General features: G+C 66.0%; 23 protein-coding genes. 8 read left to right on the forward strand and 15 right to left on the reverse strand.

Annotated elements, in window-relative coordinates:
* Nucleotides 1–98: 98 nt before the first annotated feature.
* From ACZ4UV_RS37615 to ACZ4UV_RS37625, 3 genes are all read right to left on the reverse strand, one after another.
* Entirely contained in the window at nucleotides 99–587 is a 489-nt protein-coding gene (locus ACZ4UV_RS37615; RefSeq protein ID WP_467844246.1) for a hypothetical protein, read from the reverse strand.
* 137 nt (nucleotides 588–724) lie between these two features.
* On the reverse strand, nucleotides 725–916 hold the full coding sequence (locus ACZ4UV_RS37620) for a hypothetical protein (protein ID WP_467844249.1): 192 nt from the start codon (nucleotides 914–916) through the stop codon (nucleotides 725–727).
* 73 nt (nucleotides 917–989) lie between these two features.
* Complete coding sequence (locus ACZ4UV_RS37625) at nucleotides 990–1,541, reverse strand: PH domain-containing protein (RefSeq protein ID WP_390644440.1); 552 nt, start codon at nucleotides 1,539–1,541, stop codon at nucleotides 990–992.
* A gap of 266 nt (nucleotides 1,542–1,807) precedes the next feature.
* Here ACZ4UV_RS37625 and ACZ4UV_RS37630 point away from each other — a divergent pair, with 266 nt between their 5' ends.
* Complete coding sequence (locus tag ACZ4UV_RS37630) at nucleotides 1,808–2,062, forward strand: hypothetical protein (RefSeq protein WP_467844253.1); 255 nt, start codon at nucleotides 1,808–1,810, stop codon at nucleotides 2,060–2,062.
* A 74-nt stretch (nucleotides 2,063–2,136) separates the two neighbouring features.
* Here ACZ4UV_RS37630 and ACZ4UV_RS37635 read toward each other — a convergent pair whose 3' ends face one another.
* The 9 genes from ACZ4UV_RS37635 to ACZ4UV_RS37675 form a co-directional block, all read right to left on the reverse strand.
* Entirely contained in the window at nucleotides 2,137–2,733 is a 597-nt protein-coding gene (locus tag ACZ4UV_RS37635) for a hypothetical protein (protein ID WP_467844256.1), read from the reverse strand.
* 10 nt (nucleotides 2,734–2,743) lie between these two features.
* A complete protein-coding gene (locus ACZ4UV_RS37640) occupies nucleotides 2,744–3,001 on the reverse strand; it encodes a hypothetical protein (RefSeq protein WP_467844258.1) in 258 nt (85 codons plus the stop codon).
* Nucleotides 3,002–3,194: 193 nt separating this feature from the next.
* Nucleotides 3,195–4,061, reverse strand: a complete 867-nt coding sequence (locus tag ACZ4UV_RS37645) for a glycine-rich domain-containing protein (RefSeq protein WP_467844261.1) — start codon at nucleotides 4,059–4,061, stop codon at nucleotides 3,195–3,197.
* Between the two features lie 3 nt (nucleotides 4,062–4,064).
* A complete protein-coding gene (locus ACZ4UV_RS37650; RefSeq protein ID WP_467844264.1) occupies nucleotides 4,065–4,307 on the reverse strand; it encodes a hypothetical protein in 243 nt (80 codons plus the stop codon).
* Between the two features lie 309 nt (nucleotides 4,308–4,616).
* Nucleotides 4,617–5,516, reverse strand: a complete 900-nt coding sequence (locus ACZ4UV_RS37655; protein ID WP_467844267.1) for a DUF485 domain-containing protein — start codon at nucleotides 5,514–5,516, stop codon at nucleotides 4,617–4,619.
* Between the two features lie 102 nt (nucleotides 5,517–5,618).
* Complete coding sequence (locus tag ACZ4UV_RS37660; RefSeq protein ID WP_467844269.1) at nucleotides 5,619–6,086, reverse strand: hypothetical protein; 468 nt, start codon at nucleotides 6,084–6,086, stop codon at nucleotides 5,619–5,621.
* Between the two features lie 28 nt (nucleotides 6,087–6,114).
* The gene (locus tag ACZ4UV_RS37665; RefSeq protein WP_467844272.1) at nucleotides 6,115–6,969 is read right to left on the reverse strand and encodes a helix-turn-helix domain-containing protein; all 855 of its coding nucleotides are present in this window, start codon (nucleotides 6,967–6,969) and stop codon (nucleotides 6,115–6,117) included.
* Between the two features lie 24 nt (nucleotides 6,970–6,993).
* Nucleotides 6,994–7,521, reverse strand: coding sequence for a DUF6879 family protein (locus tag ACZ4UV_RS37670; protein ID WP_390637837.1), 528 nt, complete (start codon nucleotides 7,519–7,521; stop codon nucleotides 6,994–6,996).
* Nucleotides 7,493–7,753 carry a hypothetical protein gene (locus ACZ4UV_RS37675; protein WP_467844274.1) on the reverse strand — a complete coding sequence of 87 codons (261 nt, stop codon included), beginning with the start codon at nucleotides 7,751–7,753 and terminating at the stop codon, nucleotides 7,493–7,495. Before ACZ4UV_RS37675 ends, ACZ4UV_RS37670 begins: the two co-directional genes overlap by 29 nt.
* 302 nt (nucleotides 7,754–8,055) lie before the next feature.
* Between ACZ4UV_RS37675 and ACZ4UV_RS37680 the strand changes: the two genes are divergently transcribed.
* The 4 genes from ACZ4UV_RS37680 to ACZ4UV_RS37695 all read left to right on the forward strand — a co-directional run bounded on the left by ACZ4UV_RS37680 (nucleotide 8,056) and on the right by ACZ4UV_RS37695 (nucleotide 10,386).
* Nucleotides 8,056–8,364: a DUF6415 family natural product biosynthesis protein gene (locus tag ACZ4UV_RS37680; RefSeq protein WP_467844276.1), complete on the forward strand. Its 309-nt coding sequence runs from the start codon at nucleotides 8,056–8,058 to the stop codon at nucleotides 8,362–8,364.
* Between the two features lie 111 nt (nucleotides 8,365–8,475).
* On the forward strand, nucleotides 8,476–8,976 hold the full coding sequence (locus ACZ4UV_RS37685; protein ID WP_467844279.1) for a glycine-rich domain-containing protein: 501 nt from the start codon (nucleotides 8,476–8,478) through the stop codon (nucleotides 8,974–8,976).
* Nucleotides 8,977–9,054: 78 nt separating this feature from the next.
* Entirely contained in the window at nucleotides 9,055–9,708 is a 654-nt protein-coding gene (locus ACZ4UV_RS37690) for a class I SAM-dependent methyltransferase (protein ID WP_467844281.1), read from the forward strand.
* Between the two features lie 267 nt (nucleotides 9,709–9,975).
* A complete protein-coding gene (locus ACZ4UV_RS37695) occupies nucleotides 9,976–10,386 on the forward strand; it encodes a helix-turn-helix domain-containing protein (RefSeq protein WP_467844283.1) in 411 nt (136 codons plus the stop codon).
* A 438-nt stretch (nucleotides 10,387–10,824) separates the two neighbouring features.
* Here the strand turns inward: ACZ4UV_RS37695 and ACZ4UV_RS37700 are convergent, their stop codons facing one another.
* Entirely contained in the window at nucleotides 10,825–11,097 is a 273-nt protein-coding gene (locus tag ACZ4UV_RS37700) for a hypothetical protein (RefSeq protein ID WP_467844286.1), read from the reverse strand.
* Between the two features lie 293 nt (nucleotides 11,098–11,390).
* Here ACZ4UV_RS37700 and ACZ4UV_RS37705 point away from each other — a divergent pair, with 293 nt between their 5' ends.
* From ACZ4UV_RS37705 to ACZ4UV_RS37715, 3 genes are all read left to right on the forward strand, one after another.
* Nucleotides 11,391–12,341: a hypothetical protein gene (locus ACZ4UV_RS37705; protein ID WP_467844288.1), complete on the forward strand. Its 951-nt coding sequence runs from the start codon at nucleotides 11,391–11,393 to the stop codon at nucleotides 12,339–12,341.
* 73 nt (nucleotides 12,342–12,414) lie between these two features.
* Nucleotides 12,415–13,356 carry a hypothetical protein gene (locus ACZ4UV_RS37710; protein WP_467844291.1) on the forward strand — a complete coding sequence of 314 codons (942 nt, stop codon included), beginning with the start codon at nucleotides 12,415–12,417 and terminating at the stop codon, nucleotides 13,354–13,356.
* Nucleotides 13,357–13,410: 54 nt separating this feature from the next.
* Complete coding sequence (locus ACZ4UV_RS37715) at nucleotides 13,411–13,923, forward strand: recombinase family protein (RefSeq protein WP_467844790.1); 513 nt, start codon at nucleotides 13,411–13,413, stop codon at nucleotides 13,921–13,923.
* A gap of 77 nt (nucleotides 13,924–14,000) precedes the next feature.
* Here the strand turns inward: ACZ4UV_RS37715 and ACZ4UV_RS37720 are convergent, their stop codons facing one another.
* Both ACZ4UV_RS37720 and ACZ4UV_RS37725 read right to left on the reverse strand, forming a co-directional pair.
* Complete coding sequence (locus tag ACZ4UV_RS37720) at nucleotides 14,001–14,501, reverse strand: hypothetical protein (RefSeq protein ID WP_467844294.1); 501 nt, start codon at nucleotides 14,499–14,501, stop codon at nucleotides 14,001–14,003.
* Between the two features lie 465 nt (nucleotides 14,502–14,966).
* Entirely contained in the window at nucleotides 14,967–17,597 is a 2,631-nt protein-coding gene (locus tag ACZ4UV_RS37725; RefSeq protein ID WP_467844296.1) for a bifunctional DNA primase/polymerase, read from the reverse strand.
* Nucleotides 17,598–17,778 lie beyond the last annotated feature (181 nt).

Raw genomic sequence — 17,778 nt, forward strand, 5'->3', positions numbered from 1 at the left:
CATAGGCCAGCACAGGGCGCCTGGACAGGAGACTGCCCCAACTTTTCTCAGCGTGTCGTGGGCGGGGCCCTCTCGATCCGGCCAGGTGCGCTGACGACTCACGTTTCAGCGGGCTGCGGCCCCATCTTGTGGGCGAGTCGGGCGGCCGTCTCCGGGGACACCAACTCCACCTTGCGACGGAAGGCGCCCTTGACGACGAAGAAGCCAGAGAACTTTCCTTGTGCTCCGATCTCCCGACACTCGTAGAGGCCGTTTCCGGCGAGCGCCCATCCATAAGGGGGGCCGCTGCGGTCGAGGAAGGTGCGCGCGTACACGTACTTCTTGTTCGTTCCTCGGATCTTGGCGACCCAACCGATCGGACTGTCGCTGAAAACTCGTTGCGGCGTGATCGACACCATGGGAAACACCGTGGCGGGGTCCGCGGTGGCGATGTTGACGGGAATGTCCAGGGCCGCTGCGGATGCGGCCTTTTGCTCAGGGGTGGCGTGGCGCGCGCAGACTTCCGGGTGCGGGCCGATGCCGTGCCAGACCATGAGCGGGTGGCGGCAGCGGGTTCCCTTCTTCGTCGTGACCGTGCACTGACTCATGCTGTCCTCTGATTCTCACGTCGTACCTGATCAGCGACTGTTTCAGCAGGACAGTACATGGTGCCTCGGGAGGCCAGCAGCCCCTGTCAGCGGGCCGTGCTGGTCTCGGTTGCGTCTGGCATTGCATCAGACGCTGGCTAGTTCCCGGTGATCTCGTTAATCCCCTTCACCACAGTGTCCAGGTGATCGTTGCCGATGGACATCTCCGCGGACATCAGGTCGAACGACGCTTGGTCCTCGCTGGCCGCACCCACCGTGCACGCTGACGCGGACTTGCCGGGGTGGTCGAGCGCGAGCTTCCAACGCTTGGCCAGCGTCTCGTCTGGCATCGGTTCGTCTCCCTCCGCCTGCGCAAAGCCCCGGAGCACCGCTAGCCCGAGGCTTCGACGCCGCAGCGCCGGTCTACAGGCTGTCGAGGATCTGCGCGCGGCGCTGCGCGTACTCCTGCTCGGAGACGAGCCCTTGGCCGCGCAGCTGGTCGAGCGTCGCCAGACGGCTCGCCACATCCTGGCCGGCCGCCGGGGCCGGGGATACTGCCGGGGCCGCGGCCGGTGCGCCGGGGGCTGTGCCCTGTGCGATGTGGCGGCGGAGATCGTCGGCCAGTGCCTTGCCCTGGTCCTTGGGCATGTTCTTGATGTCCGCCCGGTTGCCCGAGGTGTACACCGTGAGCGTGCCCATCATGATGCCGCCCTGCCACTGCACCGAGGACACCTTGCCGTACGGGAAGTCCTCGACCTTCTGCGACATGATCCCGTTCTTGTAGAAGATCAGCCGCAGGTTGGTCATCGCGACCAGACCGGCGCCCCCGCCGTACTGCCCGGTCGCGAGCATCTCGACCGTCTCGCCCTCCCACAGCACCTCGGGCAGCCTCTGGATCTCTCGCTTCGACCCCAAGGTGCTGCTCAGCTTCGCAGCAGCCGCATCGATGTCCGGCCGAACATTGAACGTCGCCATGACGTCCCCCCTCCTGAAATGAATGTCCGGATCGTATCGACGCGTCCATAGCTGCGCAGCACCATCGACGAAGCCTGTCAGCACATGCTGGCGGTGCAGGCGGATTCGGGAAGTCGCGGACCAACCAGCAGCCGACACAGGTCCTGTGGAACCGGGAAGCCGGTGCGGCACCGTCCCCTTCGCAGTCTCACTACTGCTTGCCGACCTCCGGCCACGGTCGTACATTCCCGCTCCACGCCGTCCAATCGCACGGAAAGGGAGCGGGGATGAGCGAATCGTTCGAGGAACTGGAAGACCGGTACAGGACCGCGCTGAACCGGATGAGCAAGGCCTATCAGGTGTTGCATGAGGCGATGGGGGACCCCAAGCCGCTTGCTCCTGGAGAAGAGCCTCCGGTCCTGACGAAGGCGCATCGTGACGCACAGACCGAGGCAATGAAGGCGTTTCAGGAGTACGTGCCGGTACGGGATCTGTACTGGGCCACTCGGTGGGGGCGAGAGGGGAACCCGCCGAAGTCCTGACTACACCGAGCCCGTCGGGCATCTCGATCGGTAGGTACAGGAGGAGCGGCCCCCGGACGGGCCGCTCTCCTGCATCAGGCGGCCTTGAGAGGGTCGAAGCCCGAGCGCAGCAGGGTGTGAACCCGGGCGTCCCGCACCCGCGCCTCGGGGTGCTTGGGGCCGAAGGCGTTCGCCATGACCTGGGTCACGGCGTACATCGTGAGAGTGTCCGCCGGGAGCGGCGTCCACGCGGTGCCACTGATCCGCAGTACGCCGGCACTCCCGTAGCCGGAGTCATAGAGGTCGACCACCTCGTCCCCGGCGGGCAGGCCCAACTCCTCCATACGGGCGTACACCGCGCCGATGGAGCCGTTGTGGCGACGCACTGCGGAGATCAGCCTAGACAGCGCCTCGGCGGCATCCTGGCACGCCCTACCCACCATCTCCGCAGAGTCGGCCAGTTCACCGCTCAGCTTCTTCAGCTCCGGTAGGTGCGAACGCTCGGCAGCCTTGCGGGCCTTGAGTGCTTCGGCCTGCGCCGCCTTGCGTTCCTTCAGCTCGGTGAGGCGTCCGACCTCCAGCCGGATGGCGTCGGCGGTCTCCTCGCGGTTGGCCATCTTCAAGCGGTCGCCCCGCTCCCGCATCCCGGCCACGCGGGCCTCGGCCTGCTCGATGTCCTGATTGGTGATCACGTGTGCTCCTTCAGGCGATGGACCGGCGAGAGAACTCCTGCCGGGCTGCCGGGTCGGCGTGCAGTTGCTCCGCCAGCCCAGGGGCTGCGAGAGCGAGCAGTGAGCCTGCCTCGGCGATGGCACGGCGGGCGACAGGGTCGCCGGCAAGTGCAGCGTCCTGGTGCTCCGTGAGGACACGGAGGTAGGCGCGGGAAGCCCCGAGAGCAAGAGCATGAGGCGACGTCTCGTACTGTGCGCGGAAGTCCGGGCTGACGCTCGACTCGTTCACGGTCATTCCTCCGTTCCCTCGGGCGGCGGATAGGCGTACCCAGCCGTAAGGGAGTCCGCTTCGCGTAGCAGCTCGCCAGACACCGGCGGAGCCCACACGGACTCGCCGTCCCACAGATACGCTCCGCCAACAATCGTCTTGTTGCCCGGGTCGTTCGGCACGACGACCCATCGTTCAACTGCCATGGCGCTCCTCAGAAGTACGAGATGACGATCGCGATACCGTCGCCGCCGGTGCCCCCGGCACCGGAGTTATTGCCGTTCAGCGACGCGCCTCCCCCACCACCGGCTGCTCCGTACGAAGCCCCGTTGGCGCCAGCCTGAGCTGCAGTCGCAACGGAGGCGGCGCGACCTCCGCCGCCTCCACCCGGGAGACCAGAGTTCACGGCTTGGTTGGTCGGGGTGGTGGGGTTCGTGGTATCGACGACACCCGCGTTGCCGTTCTGATTGGCCTGGTTACCGCCGCCGGTACCGCCGTTGCCCGGGACGTCGGCACTGGTGATGCCGCCACCAGATCCGCCGCCGGCAGCTCCCGCTACGCCAGGGTTACCGGTGTTGCCGACACCGCCGGTCGTCGAGGCGGCGCCGCCGGTGCCGCCCGCCGAGGTGGCCACACCTGCCGCGCCACCCGTACCCGTGGAGGTCGTACCGCCGGACCCCGCACCGGCCGTTCCGACACGGGCGAACGCACCGAACCTCGAGACACCGCCCGCGACTCCGGCGCTTCCGTTCGTGTCGTTGGCGGTGACCGCCGCGCCGCCGGTACCGCCCGCGCCGATGGTGACGCTGACCGAGGACGTCAAGACGCTGGCCGGGAACGTCTTGTGGAAGTAGTTACCGCCAGCACCTCCGCCTCCGCCGCACCGAACAGAGCCTGCAGCGCCACGACGACCGGACCCGCCACCACCACCCATCATCAGGACGGTGACCGCCACAGCGCCGGTCGGCCTGTTCCAGGTTCCGGAAGCCGTGAAGGTCTGGATATCCAGGATCCTGGCGACGAGGTTGCCGCCGACCGTGGCACCGGCGGGTAGGTAACCAGGCGCGTTGCAGAGGGGCATGGGTCACCACTCCGTCACACGGGCGTTGCCCGTTGCCGATGCCCACACACCGGTCACGATTCCGGAGTACACGGGCTGCGGGAATTCGTAGTACGCACCCGCTGCCAACTGAATTGTGTGGCTCGTACTGCTGGCGCCACCTCCGTACTTCAGGTAGAGCACAGCAGTCGAATCGTTATAGACCGTCCACCCCTTGGCTTGACCGGCTGCATTGATCAGCGTCACGCTGCTCGCCGACGCGGCCACGTTTGCCAGCGTCGCCGACTGAGGACCCATAGCCGTCACATTCGCCTCGCTTCCGACGGGCCTACGGAGGGGATGGCGAATGTCCGAGGCAAGATGCTTTCGCCACGGAAATTCTAGCATTGCCGACGCTTCAGACAATGGGGTGCGTAGAACTCAACGCCCCCAAGGGGTTGACAAAGTTACCTCGAAAAGTTTTGACACTACGGGCGCAGGGTCGCAAAAAGTCCATACACCTGAAGACGCAATAGCGATTCCGACATTTCAGACAAATTTCACACCGCTAGCTTCCCAACTGGAGCGCACGAGCTGTTAAGTCTGTGGAGTCCCGTTCATGGTGGCCTGTTGCTTCGGCGCACGCTTCTTCGGTGCGGGTTTCTCGGACTGCTTCTTCTGTGAAATAGCCCTGCCGCTCATGCGGGCACTGTTTCCGAGGATCTCCCCGATGACCTGCTTCCGGATCTCATCCTGGTGATCTTGTCCGAGCTGCCCGACAAGCCGTTCAGCAGCCAGGTAGTAGCTGTTAAGGACCGGCTGGTCGAAGTACCGGTTCAGCTGACCGATCGCTTCCTTGTACAGGGTGAGGTAGGTCTTGCTGAGGTAGCCGGACAGCAGTGTGCTGAACGCGGCGAGAGCACCGATGAACCAGCGGACCTGTTCCAGGGGTACCCAGGCCCCTCCGACAGCTGCGGCGACCAAAAGAACCATGCCGACGCCCATCGCAATGCGGGAAGACTTGAAGGACTTGTCCGCTTGCTCGGTGACGATGTCGTGGTAGGTCTTGATCTGGTCCTGGTTCAGCTCCATGAGTGTGGTCAGCTCGCTGGCGAGTCTCAGCTTCTCCATGGCTTTCGCGTGAAGTTCACGCTCGTCCGCCATGCGTTGATCGAACGTTTTATTCTGGTTCTTCATGTATGCGCGCTGCGTGATGAACCACGGGATTGCGAAGATACCAATTCCCAAAAGGACGCCGACCGCCACAGTGAGCGCGACTCCTGGATCCGTCTTCGACTGATCAATAAAAGAGGGTTTAAATACAGTCAGCAGGGTTCCGGCGAGAACGATGAAGCCGAGCCCTCCCGACGCTGTACGCTTCATTACCCTCATGATAAGGGCGTATTGCGCTGCTTCTGTTTCCTTTGCTCGGGCGAGCATTGCCCGGTCCAGGATTGCTTGCACTCGTTCCACTTTGCGTTCGGCGTCATCCGCCATGGGTCCCCTCCTGGATCAGGGATGGCAGCGTAACCCCCGTTACTGCTGGTGGCAGGCGTTCTTCAGGTTCCGAATCCGAACCGTGTCCCGGCAGATCGGCGGTCAGAGGCTGGAGACGATGTTGCCCGCCAGGCCGACCACGACACCCACCGCCAGAACGACCGGCCCCCGGTACGAGATCCACCAGCGTTCCTCGGCACCCGCGATGTAGTCCCTCAGCCCGGCGAGCTTGTCATCGATGGTCCGTTCCGTGGCCTTTAGCGCGCCCCTGAAATCCCCTGTCAGGTGGTCGGTGATCCGCTTCTCCAGCGCTTTTAACTCGTCAGGGAGGTTTCGCTGCTGTGCCTCCAGATCGTCGACGCGCTCCTCAAGTGTCTGGTTCGCCCGGCGCAAGGTGAGCGCGACGGACGCCTCGGTGGCGACACCCAGTGATGCGTATACGTTGCCGGGCCGGCGGAGGTAGTCCGACAGGCGTCGGCGGGCACCACGGATGTCGTGAACGGTCCATACGAGTCCGCCGAGTTCGAGAAGGGCGGCGACAACGTTGAGGGTCACTGCGGCGACGGTCACGCCGGGGAGGGTAGACCCGGCACTTCCGTCAGCGCAGTGCCTCGATTGCCTTCACGATCAGGCCTCGTGCCTCGGTGCCATACACGGCCATTCCGCGGAGTTCCTCGAACGCTCTGACATACAGGTCGATCTCGGAAGGCTGGTTGATCCGCATCCGGGCAGACACCAGCTCGACCGAGACGAGCTTGTCGTCGTACACGTGGAACGTCTCCCGAGGCCACTGGGAGCGCATGCGCACGGCCGACGGGATGATTCCGAGGGACACGGTAGGGATCGCACCAGCCGTGAGCAGGTAGCCGAGTTGCGCGGCCATGGAGTCGACGTCGGTCATCTGACAGCGCAAGACGGACTCTTCGACGACCAGGACGAAGCGGCGCCCGGGGTCGTGGATGATCCGCGAGCGTTCGATCCGAGCCCGCGCGGCCTGGGCACTGTCGTCGTCGGCGAGCTGACGGAACCGCGCCGACGCGGAGAGGATACCCGCCGCATAGCCCTCGGTCTGGAGGAGACCGGGAACCAGCGTGGACGAGTACACGCGGAAGAGGTCGGTGGTCCGGAAGAGCTTGCCGGTCTCTTCCTGTAGACGGGTCAGTCCACGTCGAGTCTGGTGGCGCCACTCCCTGTACAGCGACTCGGCGTTCACCGACTGCACGACGATGTCCTGCGCCTGGGACCTCGCACCGGTGGCCGCGCACCACTGCCGGATGTCGTTGGCCGTGGGCGCGGTGACGGCGTTCTCGATGCGGGACGTCTTGGAGTGATGCCAGCCGCACCGGTCCGCCAGCTCGGTGATGGTCAGCCCTGTCTCTTTGCGGAGACCGCGCAACCGCTCGGCGACGGCCTTCCGCGCGGCCTGGGCGGACGAGGACGGGGAGACGGGCATGAGCTGGCGTACCGGCGCTTTCTACTAGTTGATCTCGTACTGGTCGTGGGGGATGGCTCTCGCCCACACCTCATCGAATGCGGTGGCGCACAGCTTGGCGGCGGCCGGGTCGTCGGAGAGTTCCTGGCCAGCGGAGTGCCCGTCGCCGGTGAAGTGGTTCCACCGGACCAGGCGGCCGTCGAAGAGCCAGAAGTCGTTGCCGGGAAGGGCGATGTCGGATGCACGGCGGCGAGGCAGCCACCGCACCAACTCGCCGGCCGCGACGTTCGTGAAGGTCCCCGAGTACTCGAACCGGATGTACTCGCTGACGGGTTCGGACACGATCCGGGCCCGGCGCACGACGACACCGCGGCCGACGGTCTCCTGCATCAGGTCGAGCCACGGCCGCCACCACGAGACGCGGTCGGCCGGGTCATGGCGGAAGCCCTGCCGCCACGCCTCGAACTGGTCCCGCTCCTTGTCGACCGCGTAGCCGTCACGCATTTCGAGGTGGACCGCCGAGTGGGTGCAGCCTGCGATCAGTTCAGCGATCGGTGGAACGCTCGACGGCATCGCACGCCTCCCTGATCATCGGCACCATCCGGGCGGGGATCCTGATCACAGCCTCGTGCTCCGGGATACCCACGGCGTGGCCGGGGACCGTGAACGCGGCACATTCGGCTTCGAGTGCCGGGTCGGGCTTCCAGCCCTGGAATACGAGTTCCCGCTTGTCCTGGTCGACCCAGACGGTGGGGCTCTCATCGTCGCCGGTGTGCGGGTCGATCCCGATGAACTGTAGTGACACGACTGCCTCCCTCGACGTGATGTGCATTTTTCTGCAACACGATCACTCTCTCGGAGATCGCGGTCAAGAGAGCGAATTCGCCAAGGCTGCACTACATATCGAAGCTGCTGCACAGTTCTGCACACTGCTGGTTGCTGCTCTGCGCGAACTCCTAGCGTCGGGAGGTACGACGAAACCCCGGCGAGGCGGCGGAGCCTCCCGGGGCACGGCCAACGCTGCTGAGGAGCGCCGACATGAGGCAAGCTACAGCCCATCCGCTCACGGCCGAAGAGCAGGATCAGGCTCCACTGGATATCGCCACCATGCGATCCACTGCGGCCCGGATCCTCGCCTTCGACGCGAAACCCATCAGCGCCGAGGACCTGGAGACGCTGCGGATCGCGATGCGTGGGCAGATCGAACTGCTGATTCCCACCGTCGAGGCCCTGGCCGCCCGCTTCCCGAAGGGCGACATCCCGCGCGAGTGCGTGCTCGCCGGCGCGCGGGAGGCCAGCATGCGACTCCGCCTCGGCGTCGGCGGCAACCGTCCCGTGCGCATGTCCGTGGCGATGAAGCTTGCCCGGTCCGTGATGGCCCTGTGCGATCACTTCGAGAACCTCGGCGGCCGGTAACCCGCCCATCCCCTGAACTCCCGCGCCTGGCTCCCCAACCCTGGACGGGTCGAGCAGTCGGGGCGGGTTGCACCACACGGCACGGCAACGACACCCCAGAAGGGCAGGTCAATGACCGTCACACTCGAACAGCCCGCCGGGACTCTCACGCGGGACCCGCAGGAACTCCTCAACGCGGTCGCTCCGCACATCACCGAGCTGACTGTCAACGTGTTCGACTCCGGCATGAGCCTGTGGGACCGCGAGGTCGCCCTGCTCCTGCGCGATCACACCATGGTCCGCGACATGGCCGAACGGATCCTCGGCAACGCCGTCATGTACGTCATGGGCTCCATCGAGAACTCCGACGTCCACCTCGGCGTCGGCAAGCTCGTCGACATCGGCGTCCACCAGCTCATCCTCGACACACCCGTCTGGTGGGGCATCTGCCGCCTCTACAACGGCGGCCGGTTCAAGCACCACGCTCCGTTCATCGAGCGCCGCCGCGACGGCCTGTGCCTGCGCACGGGCGACTTCCTCCGCTCCCAGGGGTGGGCGATCGACGAGGAGCTGTGGGCCATCGACGGCACCGACTGCTCCCCGTGCGACGACAAGGTCCCCGACAGCCACTGACCCGGCTACAGTCGCCCCCGTCCTCACAGCACCCCGAGGGCGGGGGCTCCCGCCTCCCGACAAACCAGAGGATCACCTGTGCCCGTACCGCACGACATCGCCGCCGAGACCGAACTGTGGGACGCCTTCGCCGAGTCGGCGTTCAAGGACGACGCCGAGCCCTCGTTCTGCTGGACCCAGTACGCGGGCCACGGCCCCGGCCCGGAACTCCTGGGCGCCCCGGAGTCCGTCCTCGAGGTCGGCTGCGGCACCGGCCGCGCGCTGGCCAGCCTCGCGCAGCAGGGCGTCAAGGCGACCGGTGTCGACCTGTCGCCGCGGATGGTACAGCGCGCGGGCGAGAAGTGGTCGCCGCTCGGTGTCCGGATCGAGCAGGGCGAGGTCCTGGACTGGCTCGCCGCCGACGAGGGCCGGTACGACGCCGTGTACTCGATCTTCGGGGCGGCCTGGTTCACCGACCCGTCCGGCCTCTTCCCGCTCGTCCGCGAGCACCTGGTCCCGGGGGGCGTGTTCGTGTTCTCTCAGCCGCCGGCCATCCCGGGCGCCTACGGGCCGCAGGGCATGTACAAGGGCGGGTTCGCGGGGAAGGCCATGTTCACCTACCGGTACAGCTACAAGCCCGCGGTGTGGGAGCGGCATCTGCTCCGGGCGGGGTTCGCCACGGCCGAGGCGACGGTGGTGGAGGCTCCGAAGGCCGGGCATATCGGCACGCTCATCGTCCAGGCTCGCGCCTGAGTCCCGCTCCCGCTTGGCCCGAGCACCCCATGCAGTAGGGGCGGGCGGGCTCCAGGCCCCGGCCGTGACCGCGCACGCCGCCGCGGCGGACGACCGTACTAGGTCGGCGGAGTGCGCATTGGCTAGTCGGCCGGGATACGCAGATCTCCACGCCCAGCGCCGTCAGATGGACAGCATGTACCGCTACCCCGTGCTCCGGGCTACTGCTCATGCGGCGCTGTGACTGTGGCTGCCACCGGTCGACGATCAGCTGAGATTGTGACGCGTATGACGGACGAAAACACTGCACAAGGCCTAACCCTGGCCGACCTTCGTCGGCTGTCGGGACTGTCGCAACTAGAACTTGCCCGACGCATGGGCGTTTCGAAGGCACGCCCAGGCCAGATCGAGCGAGACTTCCCGAACGTGCGCTTCTCGGTGGTCGAGGCGTACGTTCGAGCCCTCGGCGGCCGGATCGAGTTCGCCGCTGTCGGGTCGACCGGCATCTGGGCGGACGAGATCGTCCAGCACCCAGAAGGACCCCGCGACCACGGCGACCGGACCACCGTACGCCTGTCGGAGCAGGACGAACTCACCGAGGACGACCGGGCGGAGCGGGACGCCTGGCGGGCCCGAGCGAGGCGGAGGGCACCCTTCGGAGGCGTCACTCACCATCACCCCGAACGGCTATCAGAGTGACACTCAGGAGCCCGGAAGAGACCTTCTCGGGCGACAGACGAGGCGCAGCGGGAACAAGGCGAGTTGCTCCCACCGGGGGCGTCTGGTGATGCGGTCGAGACCAGGGCCCTCGAAGCGGATCCGGAAGCACTTCGGAGAAGCGCCGGCCGTCTCGCCGGGGCCCGGCGGGATGCGGCGTACGGAGGCCGTCATGTTACGTCGCCTGGCCCAGGCCGAGGCACCGGCGCGGAGTGCGCGTTGGGTACTGAAGTCGCGACCCTCGACGATCTCGTGCTCTGCGCCATCCGCCCACTCGGCCCACCGCATGTCACCCCTGGCGAACATCGTGCCTTCCCTCCCGAAGCCGCTGGTCAACCCGAGTCTGGCAGGGTGGCTGGATCACGAAGTCGGATAAGACGTGATCATGTGGGACGCCGAAAGGTCACGAAGATTCAGAGATCACTCGCAGGGGTGAGGGCGGACCATCACGGCCCCGCCGCCGTCCCGCCAGATCTTCACCGAAGGCCGGACACCCACCCGGGCAGGGGTGTCGAGCTGCGCATTGCTCTCGACCCAGCGGAATCCGACGCGCACAAGACGGGGATCCCGACACGGGGCAACCGCCGTGACGACGGCGCGGGTGAAGGCGGCGACCGGTGAGCAGCGAGCCCACACCTCGTCGCCGGGCATCGGGATGTAGGCGGGGTAACTCGGGGCGGGACGGATCAGCATGACACCTCGCTCGGGATTAACGGGCATAAAGGACTATTGCACGTGTCAGGATAAGTGATCTTGAAGAATTGGATGTTGATCGGAACTCCGTCGCGAGCGGGGACGGTTCCGCATCAAACGTTCTCCTGGCCTCCACTCGCCCTCAAGAGGAGCAGTGAGTTCGACGGCTTCGCCGACCCGCTTAGCGAGGTCAAGCGGTCGTTTCCCCGGCTGTGACTCCTGCTGCGGCCACAGTGGACACGGATCCGACAATTCGATCGCACCTGTAGTACAGGGGCGGTTACCGTCCATCCATGGACGGTAACCTCTCATTCGAGAGCTTCTTCGAAGGTGCCAGCAAGGCGGCTCACAAAGCCATGGAAGCCCACGGACGTGGTGAGTACGACGACTTCGCCCTTCAGGGCGGCGTTGCCGTCGAGAAGCTCGCCAAGGCCGTGCTGGTGTCGAAGAACCCGGTGTACCTCTTGGACATGAACAAGGGGAGTGCCGACCTACTCCTCTACTTCGGTGGCCACCTCGACATGGATGCCGACAAGATCCGTACGGTGGGGGCAAGGGAGGCGATCCTGCGGCTTCGCAAGCTCGGAGTGCTACCTCCGGGTGAGAAGCTCGACAAACTGATCGAATTGCGCAATGGCACGGCTCACGCCAGCAGCGGCGACGGGGCCAAGTCGCTGATTCCACCGCTCGCCGAGAACGTCACCATTCTGCTGGCGGAGGTTAACGTTCCCATCGGCCGATTTTGGGGGCGCTGGGAGAGCACGGTAAGCGCGGCTGTTGATCGGCGAAAGAGCGAGATCGAACGAAACGTACAGGTCCGGATTGCGCAGGCAAAGCATCGCTACGACGATCGGTTCTCAGATCTACCTGATCACCTTCATCGACGCCTCGTGATCGAGCAGTTCAGTCTGGAGAACGTCTCGGTGATCGAGACGGAGACTGGTATCCACGTCGAAGGTGAGAATATCTGCCCCGCCTGCGATAGCGCAGCCGCCATACGAGCGGTGGGCCAGCGCGCCGAGGAGGCGTCGCCCCTCAGCGTGTTCGCCCTGCACTGCTCCATGTGTCACCTACGGCTCGTCACGCGAGACGAACTTGCAGCCGCCGGGATGGACATCGGAGCAGTTGACGCGCGACTTGCGGCTAGAACTGCACGCTTCATCGGCGAATCCGAGATCTCAGACGTCGCGTTCCGGCGGAAGGTGGCGCAATTCCTCCACTCCGACGTCGACGACTGGGAGTGACTCCAGGCCCTCTTCCCCTGGCCTCCCCATCAAACCGATCGCCCTGTAGTACAAGCGCCGCTACCGTCCTCTCATGAACGTCGAAGAGACCTTCACCGGCCTGATCTCGGGTGCGAAGAGGTTCGCGCACTCCGCCATGGATGCTCACGCGAACGATGACGAGGAGGTCTTCCTCCTCCATGCAGGCGTGAGCATCGAACGGTTGGCGAAGGCAGTACTGGCGAAGAAGAGCCCCTTCCTCCTGCTGGAGATGAAGGGGAACGATGACGCCCTCTTCCAGATCGCCGGCCTAGAACAGGCCAAGAAGATCCGCACCATCGGAGCAGCGCAAGCCATCACCCGCCTGAGGCGGCTTGGCGTCCTTCCCCAGGCCAAGGACTCCGACCTGGACGACCTGATCGAGCTGCGGAACGGCGTCGCCCACCTACTGGCAGCGCATGACGGGTCGTTCGACGCTCTGACCGTATTCGTCAAAACCACCAAGACGTTGCTGGCGGCTTGGGGCGACTACGGCGCTGCACGGTTTTGGGGACCCCACTACGGACTGGTCGAGCTGACGTTGAACGAGGCGGTGGAGAAGGCGGCCCTTCACTTCGGCCGACTTGTGGAACAGGCGCGCTATCGGCTCGCGGAACGCACCAAGGACCTTTTTCCTGCCGCCCGGGAGGCGTATGTGGAGGCACACTCGATGCGGACTGCCGACGCCAGGCCCGAATTCCGGTCAGTACGACTGCCACGCGAGTGTCCCGCCTGCCGCAGCTTTGGGGCGTTGCTCACCGGTCCTCCCGTCCTGATCAGGCAGGAAACGCCCGCAGAGGCTCTCCCGCTCCGGTTCGGTTGTCGCGTCTGCGGGCTCCGCCTGACGACACCCGAGGAGTTGACGTCAGCAGGCATGGACAGGCGCGTGCCGCTTGTCGACCTGAACGGCGAGAGGGTCCTCACCGAAGCCGAGGAAATTCTTTGGCACCAGCGCCCCGACGGTGATGATCACGAGGACTTGTTCGCCACCCGCTGATCCACCACAAAGCCCCTGCCACCGTGCCGGGGCTTCCGCATGCCCTGACCGCGCCTGTCCCAGCACGACGCCCTCAAGACCGCGGGCTGCGACGAGATCTTCATCGACAAGCTCAGCGGCAAGCTGGCATCCCGACCGGAACTCGACAAGGCCCTCCTGGTCCTCCGCGCGGGCGACCACCTCGTCATCACCAAGCTGGACCGTCTGGGTCGATCCCTGCGCAACCTGATGGACCTCTCGGACCAGCTCCAGGAGAAGGGCGTCGGTCTCGTTGTCCTCGATCAGGGCATCGACACGAGCACCCCGGCCGGTCGCCTCTTCTTCAACATCATCGGCGCCATCGCCGAGTTCGAGCACTCCCTGATGGTCGAGCGCACCAAGCAGGGCCTGGAGGCCGCTCGCGCCCGCGGACGCACCGGCGGCCAGAAGCCGAAACTCAAGGCCCGTCAGATCGCCTTGGCCCAGCAGATGTACGACGAGGTGGGCGCCGACGGGAAGCGTCTCCACACGGTCCAGCAGATCGCTGACGAGCTTGGCGTGAGCAGGCCGACCATTTACACCACCTAGCGAAGCAAGCCGTCTGACGGTCCCACAGAGGCGCGCGCCTAAGCCCCTCCTCCATCTCGGAGAAGGGGTTCGCCCGCTTATGGCGCGGGAGACTGCGGCCGGGGAATGGGATAGCCGCTCTCGATGCCCAAAGCTCGATGTACGGCGATGATGAAATCGCTGTGCGCTCGGGCCATGGCCTCCACCTGGTCTTCCGTGCGGCCGGCCCTCCACTCCCTGACTCGATCCCAGTATCCGAGAGCCACCATGACCACGGGATAGCGACCCGCGACCTGCACCTGGGTGAGGCACTTGTACATGTCCCTGGCCAGGTCATCGTCGTGAGGGTTCACCGCCACCTCGTGAGCGGCCTTGAGGAACTCGACATAGGTGTCCCGGCGGCTCTCCTCAAGACGGGCACGCCTCTGCTCGTCCAGGGTGGCCCGAACGGTCGCCAGCATCGCGTCGGCCTGACGGTCTCCGGCGTGCTTCGCGGCCTCGGCCTGTCGTATGCCGGCGCTCCTGGCGAACCAGCCTCCGACTGCGGCACCTGCCACCGCCGAGCCCGCCGCTATGAGTGCGACCCAGAGTTCATCCACGGGCGCATTCTGCCCCTCCAGGCTTCGCCACGGCGGGCGTTCCGACAGTCGGCCGCCTGCACCCCGGGGACCCCGCCCGGATACACCTCCCCGGTCGACGATGTCCGAAATGCCGGGAGGTGGTAGGTGGTACCTGGTGGCACCTCCGCTCGTATGGTGGGGGGAGAAGTGCCACTCACTCTCCGTGACGTTCATCGCCTTCAGTAAGCAGTACCCGACCTGCTCTTTTTGCTCTCCATTTAAGATAGATATAAGAATCCACTTTTGCGTAGGCAGAACACACGGGCCGACCCCGAGGTGGTACTACCACGTACCACCTCCCGACATATAGGACATATCAATGTCTGTTATGTCCGAAGGTGGCACCTCGAAGTACCACCAGACATAGTGGGTACCACCGCACCAAACCGGCACAAGAAAGGCCCCCAGCGAGTGCTGGGGGCCTTGAGGGTGGTACCTACCCGATCAGGTACCACCACCCGGCTGAGACGGACCGACGGACAGCTCACCGTTGTCGTCGATGCGCACCCAGTCGCGGACGACAGCGAGTTCGACACCCGGACGCAGGGTGTGCCGGACCCCGGATCCAAGCTTCTTGTTCAGCTCTCCGAGGGTCCGCGTTCCGTCCGAGACCTTCTCCCAGACCCACCTAGCGCGGATCTCGATCGAGCGGTCCGCGGCAGCCTTGGACGTGTGGATGGTGATGGCCTTGTTCAGGTCGGCCTCGTTCTTCTCCCTCAGCTTCTCCTCGGCCTCTCGGCGCGCCTCGGCGATGAGGTGGCTGCGAAGCTCGCAAGACGCGTCCCAGAGGATCTCCGCCAGCTCCCAGTCCTCCATGTTGATGGCGTCGCGGCCCTCCATGAGGGCCAGGAGAGCCGCCAGCTTGACCTTGGAGAGGTTGGCGTGGGCGTTGAGCTTGTCGGCGTCCACGCTTCCGTCACCGCGTCCACGGAGGACGATGTCCTGGCGGATCGTGCGCTTCAGCTCCAGCGGCATCTCGATGAGACGCTCGGCCTTCGGCCCCTGCGCAGCCTGGGCGAGCGTGAGAGTCATCTCCTGCGGGCAGTGCGGGAGTTCACCGGGCCAGTCGACCGGGTCCATCGGGATGTCCGGGTCGACGGCGTTGCACCAGACGAACCGCTGCGCGGTGCCCGTCTCGTCGTCCTGGATCACCTTCAGGGCGTTGGAGAACTGGAAGCCGACGACCATGCTGATGGTGTACGACCGCGGCGGGATGACGCGGTTGCGCTCGGCGGTGGCGTTGAGCTGGCCGAGAGGTCCGCCGGTCCACGCCGAGCGGATCGAGGGCCACAGGGACGATCCGTCGCGGCTGCCCAGGCGGATCAGCGTCTCGCCCTCGTCCACCTCGAAGAAGATGTTGTGGCGTACCTGCTTACGAACGGCCACCTGCTTGACGGTTCCGTCCTTGGCGGTCTTCCCGTCGGGGTCGTCCTCCTGGACGGTCCCCATGAGCCCCTCGGCCATGCCTTCGCCAGTACCGATCGGGACACCGTCGAGGACGTCGCGGTGCTCGGGGGCGTAGGTGAGGTCGCGCGACCCGGCGACCGAGGAAGACTTGTTCGTGCCGGACTTGGCGCAGATGCCGACGTAGATGTTGGGGCACACGGGCTGCTTGGCCCCCGTGTTGACTCGGATGCGGTGGTCGAGCATGGCGGATATGCGGGCCATGTAGGCGTAGAGGAAGACGTCGGAGGAGCAGCACTGGGAGTGCGCCGCCTGGCGGACGTGCCTCAGGACCGGGCGGCGGTCCCAGAACTCGGGCGGGATGCGGCCCGGGATGACGGTTACTACTTCTTCGGTGGGTGCTTCCTCCGCCGGAGAAGTAGCCTCGCCGTTCGTCTGGGCGATGATGCGAGCCTTGGCCGCCTCGGTGAGGACGCGCCGGGTACCGTTCTCGTCCGTGATGACCTTGTAGTCGGACGCGTGGACGGTCGACATCGAGGGCGTCACCCCTGCGTCTTCGGCAGGAGCACCCGCCTGAGCCGGGATGGAGGAGGCGACCGGAGCACCCGCCCTCCAGGCGTTCTTCTCGTCCCACTTCCTGCGGTAGGCGTCCGCGTCCGCGGTCCCGTTGGCGGCTGCCCACCCGGCCATGGAGGCGAACTCCCCCGGGACATGCCGGTCGTGGGTGTCCGAGACGAACATCGCGTCGAGGGTGTTGACGACGGGCGACGGGTCGATCAGCCCGGCGGCACCAGCCTTGAACGCCCAGGTCAGTGCGCTGAGGCAGCTGTCGTGCCGGGCCTTTCCAGCGGTGACGCCGCTCTGGTACGACGAGAGGATGGTGTTGGCGAGCTTGGGATCGAGGTCGCGCTCCGTCGCCATCTGTTCCAGGAGGTGCTGTACCTCGTAGGTGCCGAGCGGAGCAGCGCTCTCACCGCGTGCGACGCCCGGCTTGCTGCCGATCGTGACGACGTGGCACCAAGCCTCGGGCAGCTCCGGCAGCTCGTCCACGCGGGGGATAAACCCTTCGAGGGCGAGGCGTCGGTGTTCCCAGAAGTCCTGGCCGGTGTAGTCCTCGTCGGGCAGATACCAGCGGTAGACGGCGCCGCCGGCATCGGGGTTCGTGGACGGCCACGCGACGGTGTACCGGTGGTGGTGCTGGATCGCTTCGATACCGGGGCCGAGGACGCCGGGCAGCACGATCGGCATGCCGCCCATCTCGGCGGGGAAGTCGGGGTGGTCGATGGTGGGCAGCCGGTACAGCAGCTGGCCGACGCTGTCCGGGCGGGCCGTCGACATGACGGTCTTGGGCAGCGGCCCATACTTCTCGACGATCTGGCGAAGGGTGGTCTCGCCGTCCTTGACCTTGCCGCCCTTGAGGTAAGCGTCCACGTCGATGGCGACCGCGCCGTTCGGCATACGCAGAGCGATGTTGCTGAGCCGACGGCTGCTGCTCCACGCGGCTACGTGCTCAGTGGTGAGGGTCTCGTGGAACGCGGTCTTGCCGGTGAACCCTTTCGGCGGTGGGAACTTCTTCCCCGCCGGGAGGGGCAGCGGCTGCCAGCCGGCTTCCCAATACGCTCGTGCGGTCTGCCCGTACGCGCCGTCCGGCATATCGTCGGGGCCCGGCAACGTCGCTCCGGGCAGCGTCCCCTCCGCTTCGTGAGGGGTTGACGACGAGGTTGACTCGACGCCTGCGGCCTGTGCCATCCTGGGCACCGCGCCTTTCTCTTACGACGACCGCCCTGGTGTCCCGCAAAGATCCGGGGGCTGTCGTTGGTGGCGTTGAGCCCCCCGCGCTTCGCCGGTGCTC

This window comes from Streptomyces sp. NPDC028289, from assembly GCF_055565975.1.

Excerpts from the sequence above, each read along its gene's own strand:
- ACZ4UV_RS37630 (WP_467844253.1), top strand. The coding sequence starts at position 1,808 with ATGAGCGAATCGTTCGAGGAACTGGAAGACCGGTACAGGACCGCGCTG.
- ACZ4UV_RS37705 (WP_467844288.1), top strand. The coding sequence starts at position 11,391 with ATGGACGGTAACCTCTCATTCGAGAGCTTCTTCGAAGGTGCCAGCAAG.
- ACZ4UV_RS37625 (WP_390644440.1), bottom strand. The coding sequence starts at position 1,541 with ATGGCGACGTTCAATGTTCGGCCGGACATCGATGCGGCTGCTGCGAAG.
- ACZ4UV_RS37665 (WP_467844272.1), bottom strand. The coding sequence starts at position 6,969 with ATGCCCGTCTCCCCGTCCTCGTCCGCCCAGGCCGCGCGGAAGGCCGTC.
- ACZ4UV_RS37615 (WP_467844246.1), bottom strand. The coding sequence starts at position 587 with ATGAGTCAGTGCACGGTCACGACGAAGAAGGGAACCCGCTGCCGCCAC.
- ACZ4UV_RS37620 (WP_467844249.1), bottom strand. The coding sequence starts at position 916 with ATGCCAGACGAGACGCTGGCCAAGCGTTGGAAGCTCGCGCTCGACCAC.
- ACZ4UV_RS37680 (WP_467844276.1), top strand. The coding sequence starts at position 8,056 with ATGCGATCCACTGCGGCCCGGATCCTCGCCTTCGACGCGAAACCCATC.
- ACZ4UV_RS37655 (WP_467844267.1), bottom strand. The coding sequence starts at position 5,516 with ATGGCGGATGACGCCGAACGCAAAGTGGAACGAGTGCAAGCAATCCTG.
- ACZ4UV_RS37670 (WP_390637837.1), bottom strand. The coding sequence starts at position 7,521 with ATGCCGTCGAGCGTTCCACCGATCGCTGAACTGATCGCAGGCTGCACC.
- ACZ4UV_RS37645 (WP_467844261.1), bottom strand. The coding sequence starts at position 4,061 with ATGCCCCTCTGCAACGCGCCTGGTTACCTACCCGCCGGTGCCACGGTC.
- ACZ4UV_RS37700 (WP_467844286.1), bottom strand. The coding sequence starts at position 11,097 with ATGCTGATCCGTCCCGCCCCGAGTTACCCCGCCTACATCCCGATGCCC.
- ACZ4UV_RS37685 (WP_467844279.1), top strand. The coding sequence starts at position 8,476 with ATGACCGTCACACTCGAACAGCCCGCCGGGACTCTCACGCGGGACCCG.
- ACZ4UV_RS37710 (WP_467844291.1), top strand. The coding sequence starts at position 12,415 with ATGAACGTCGAAGAGACCTTCACCGGCCTGATCTCGGGTGCGAAGAGG.
- ACZ4UV_RS37695 (WP_467844283.1), top strand. The coding sequence starts at position 9,976 with ATGACGGACGAAAACACTGCACAAGGCCTAACCCTGGCCGACCTTCGT.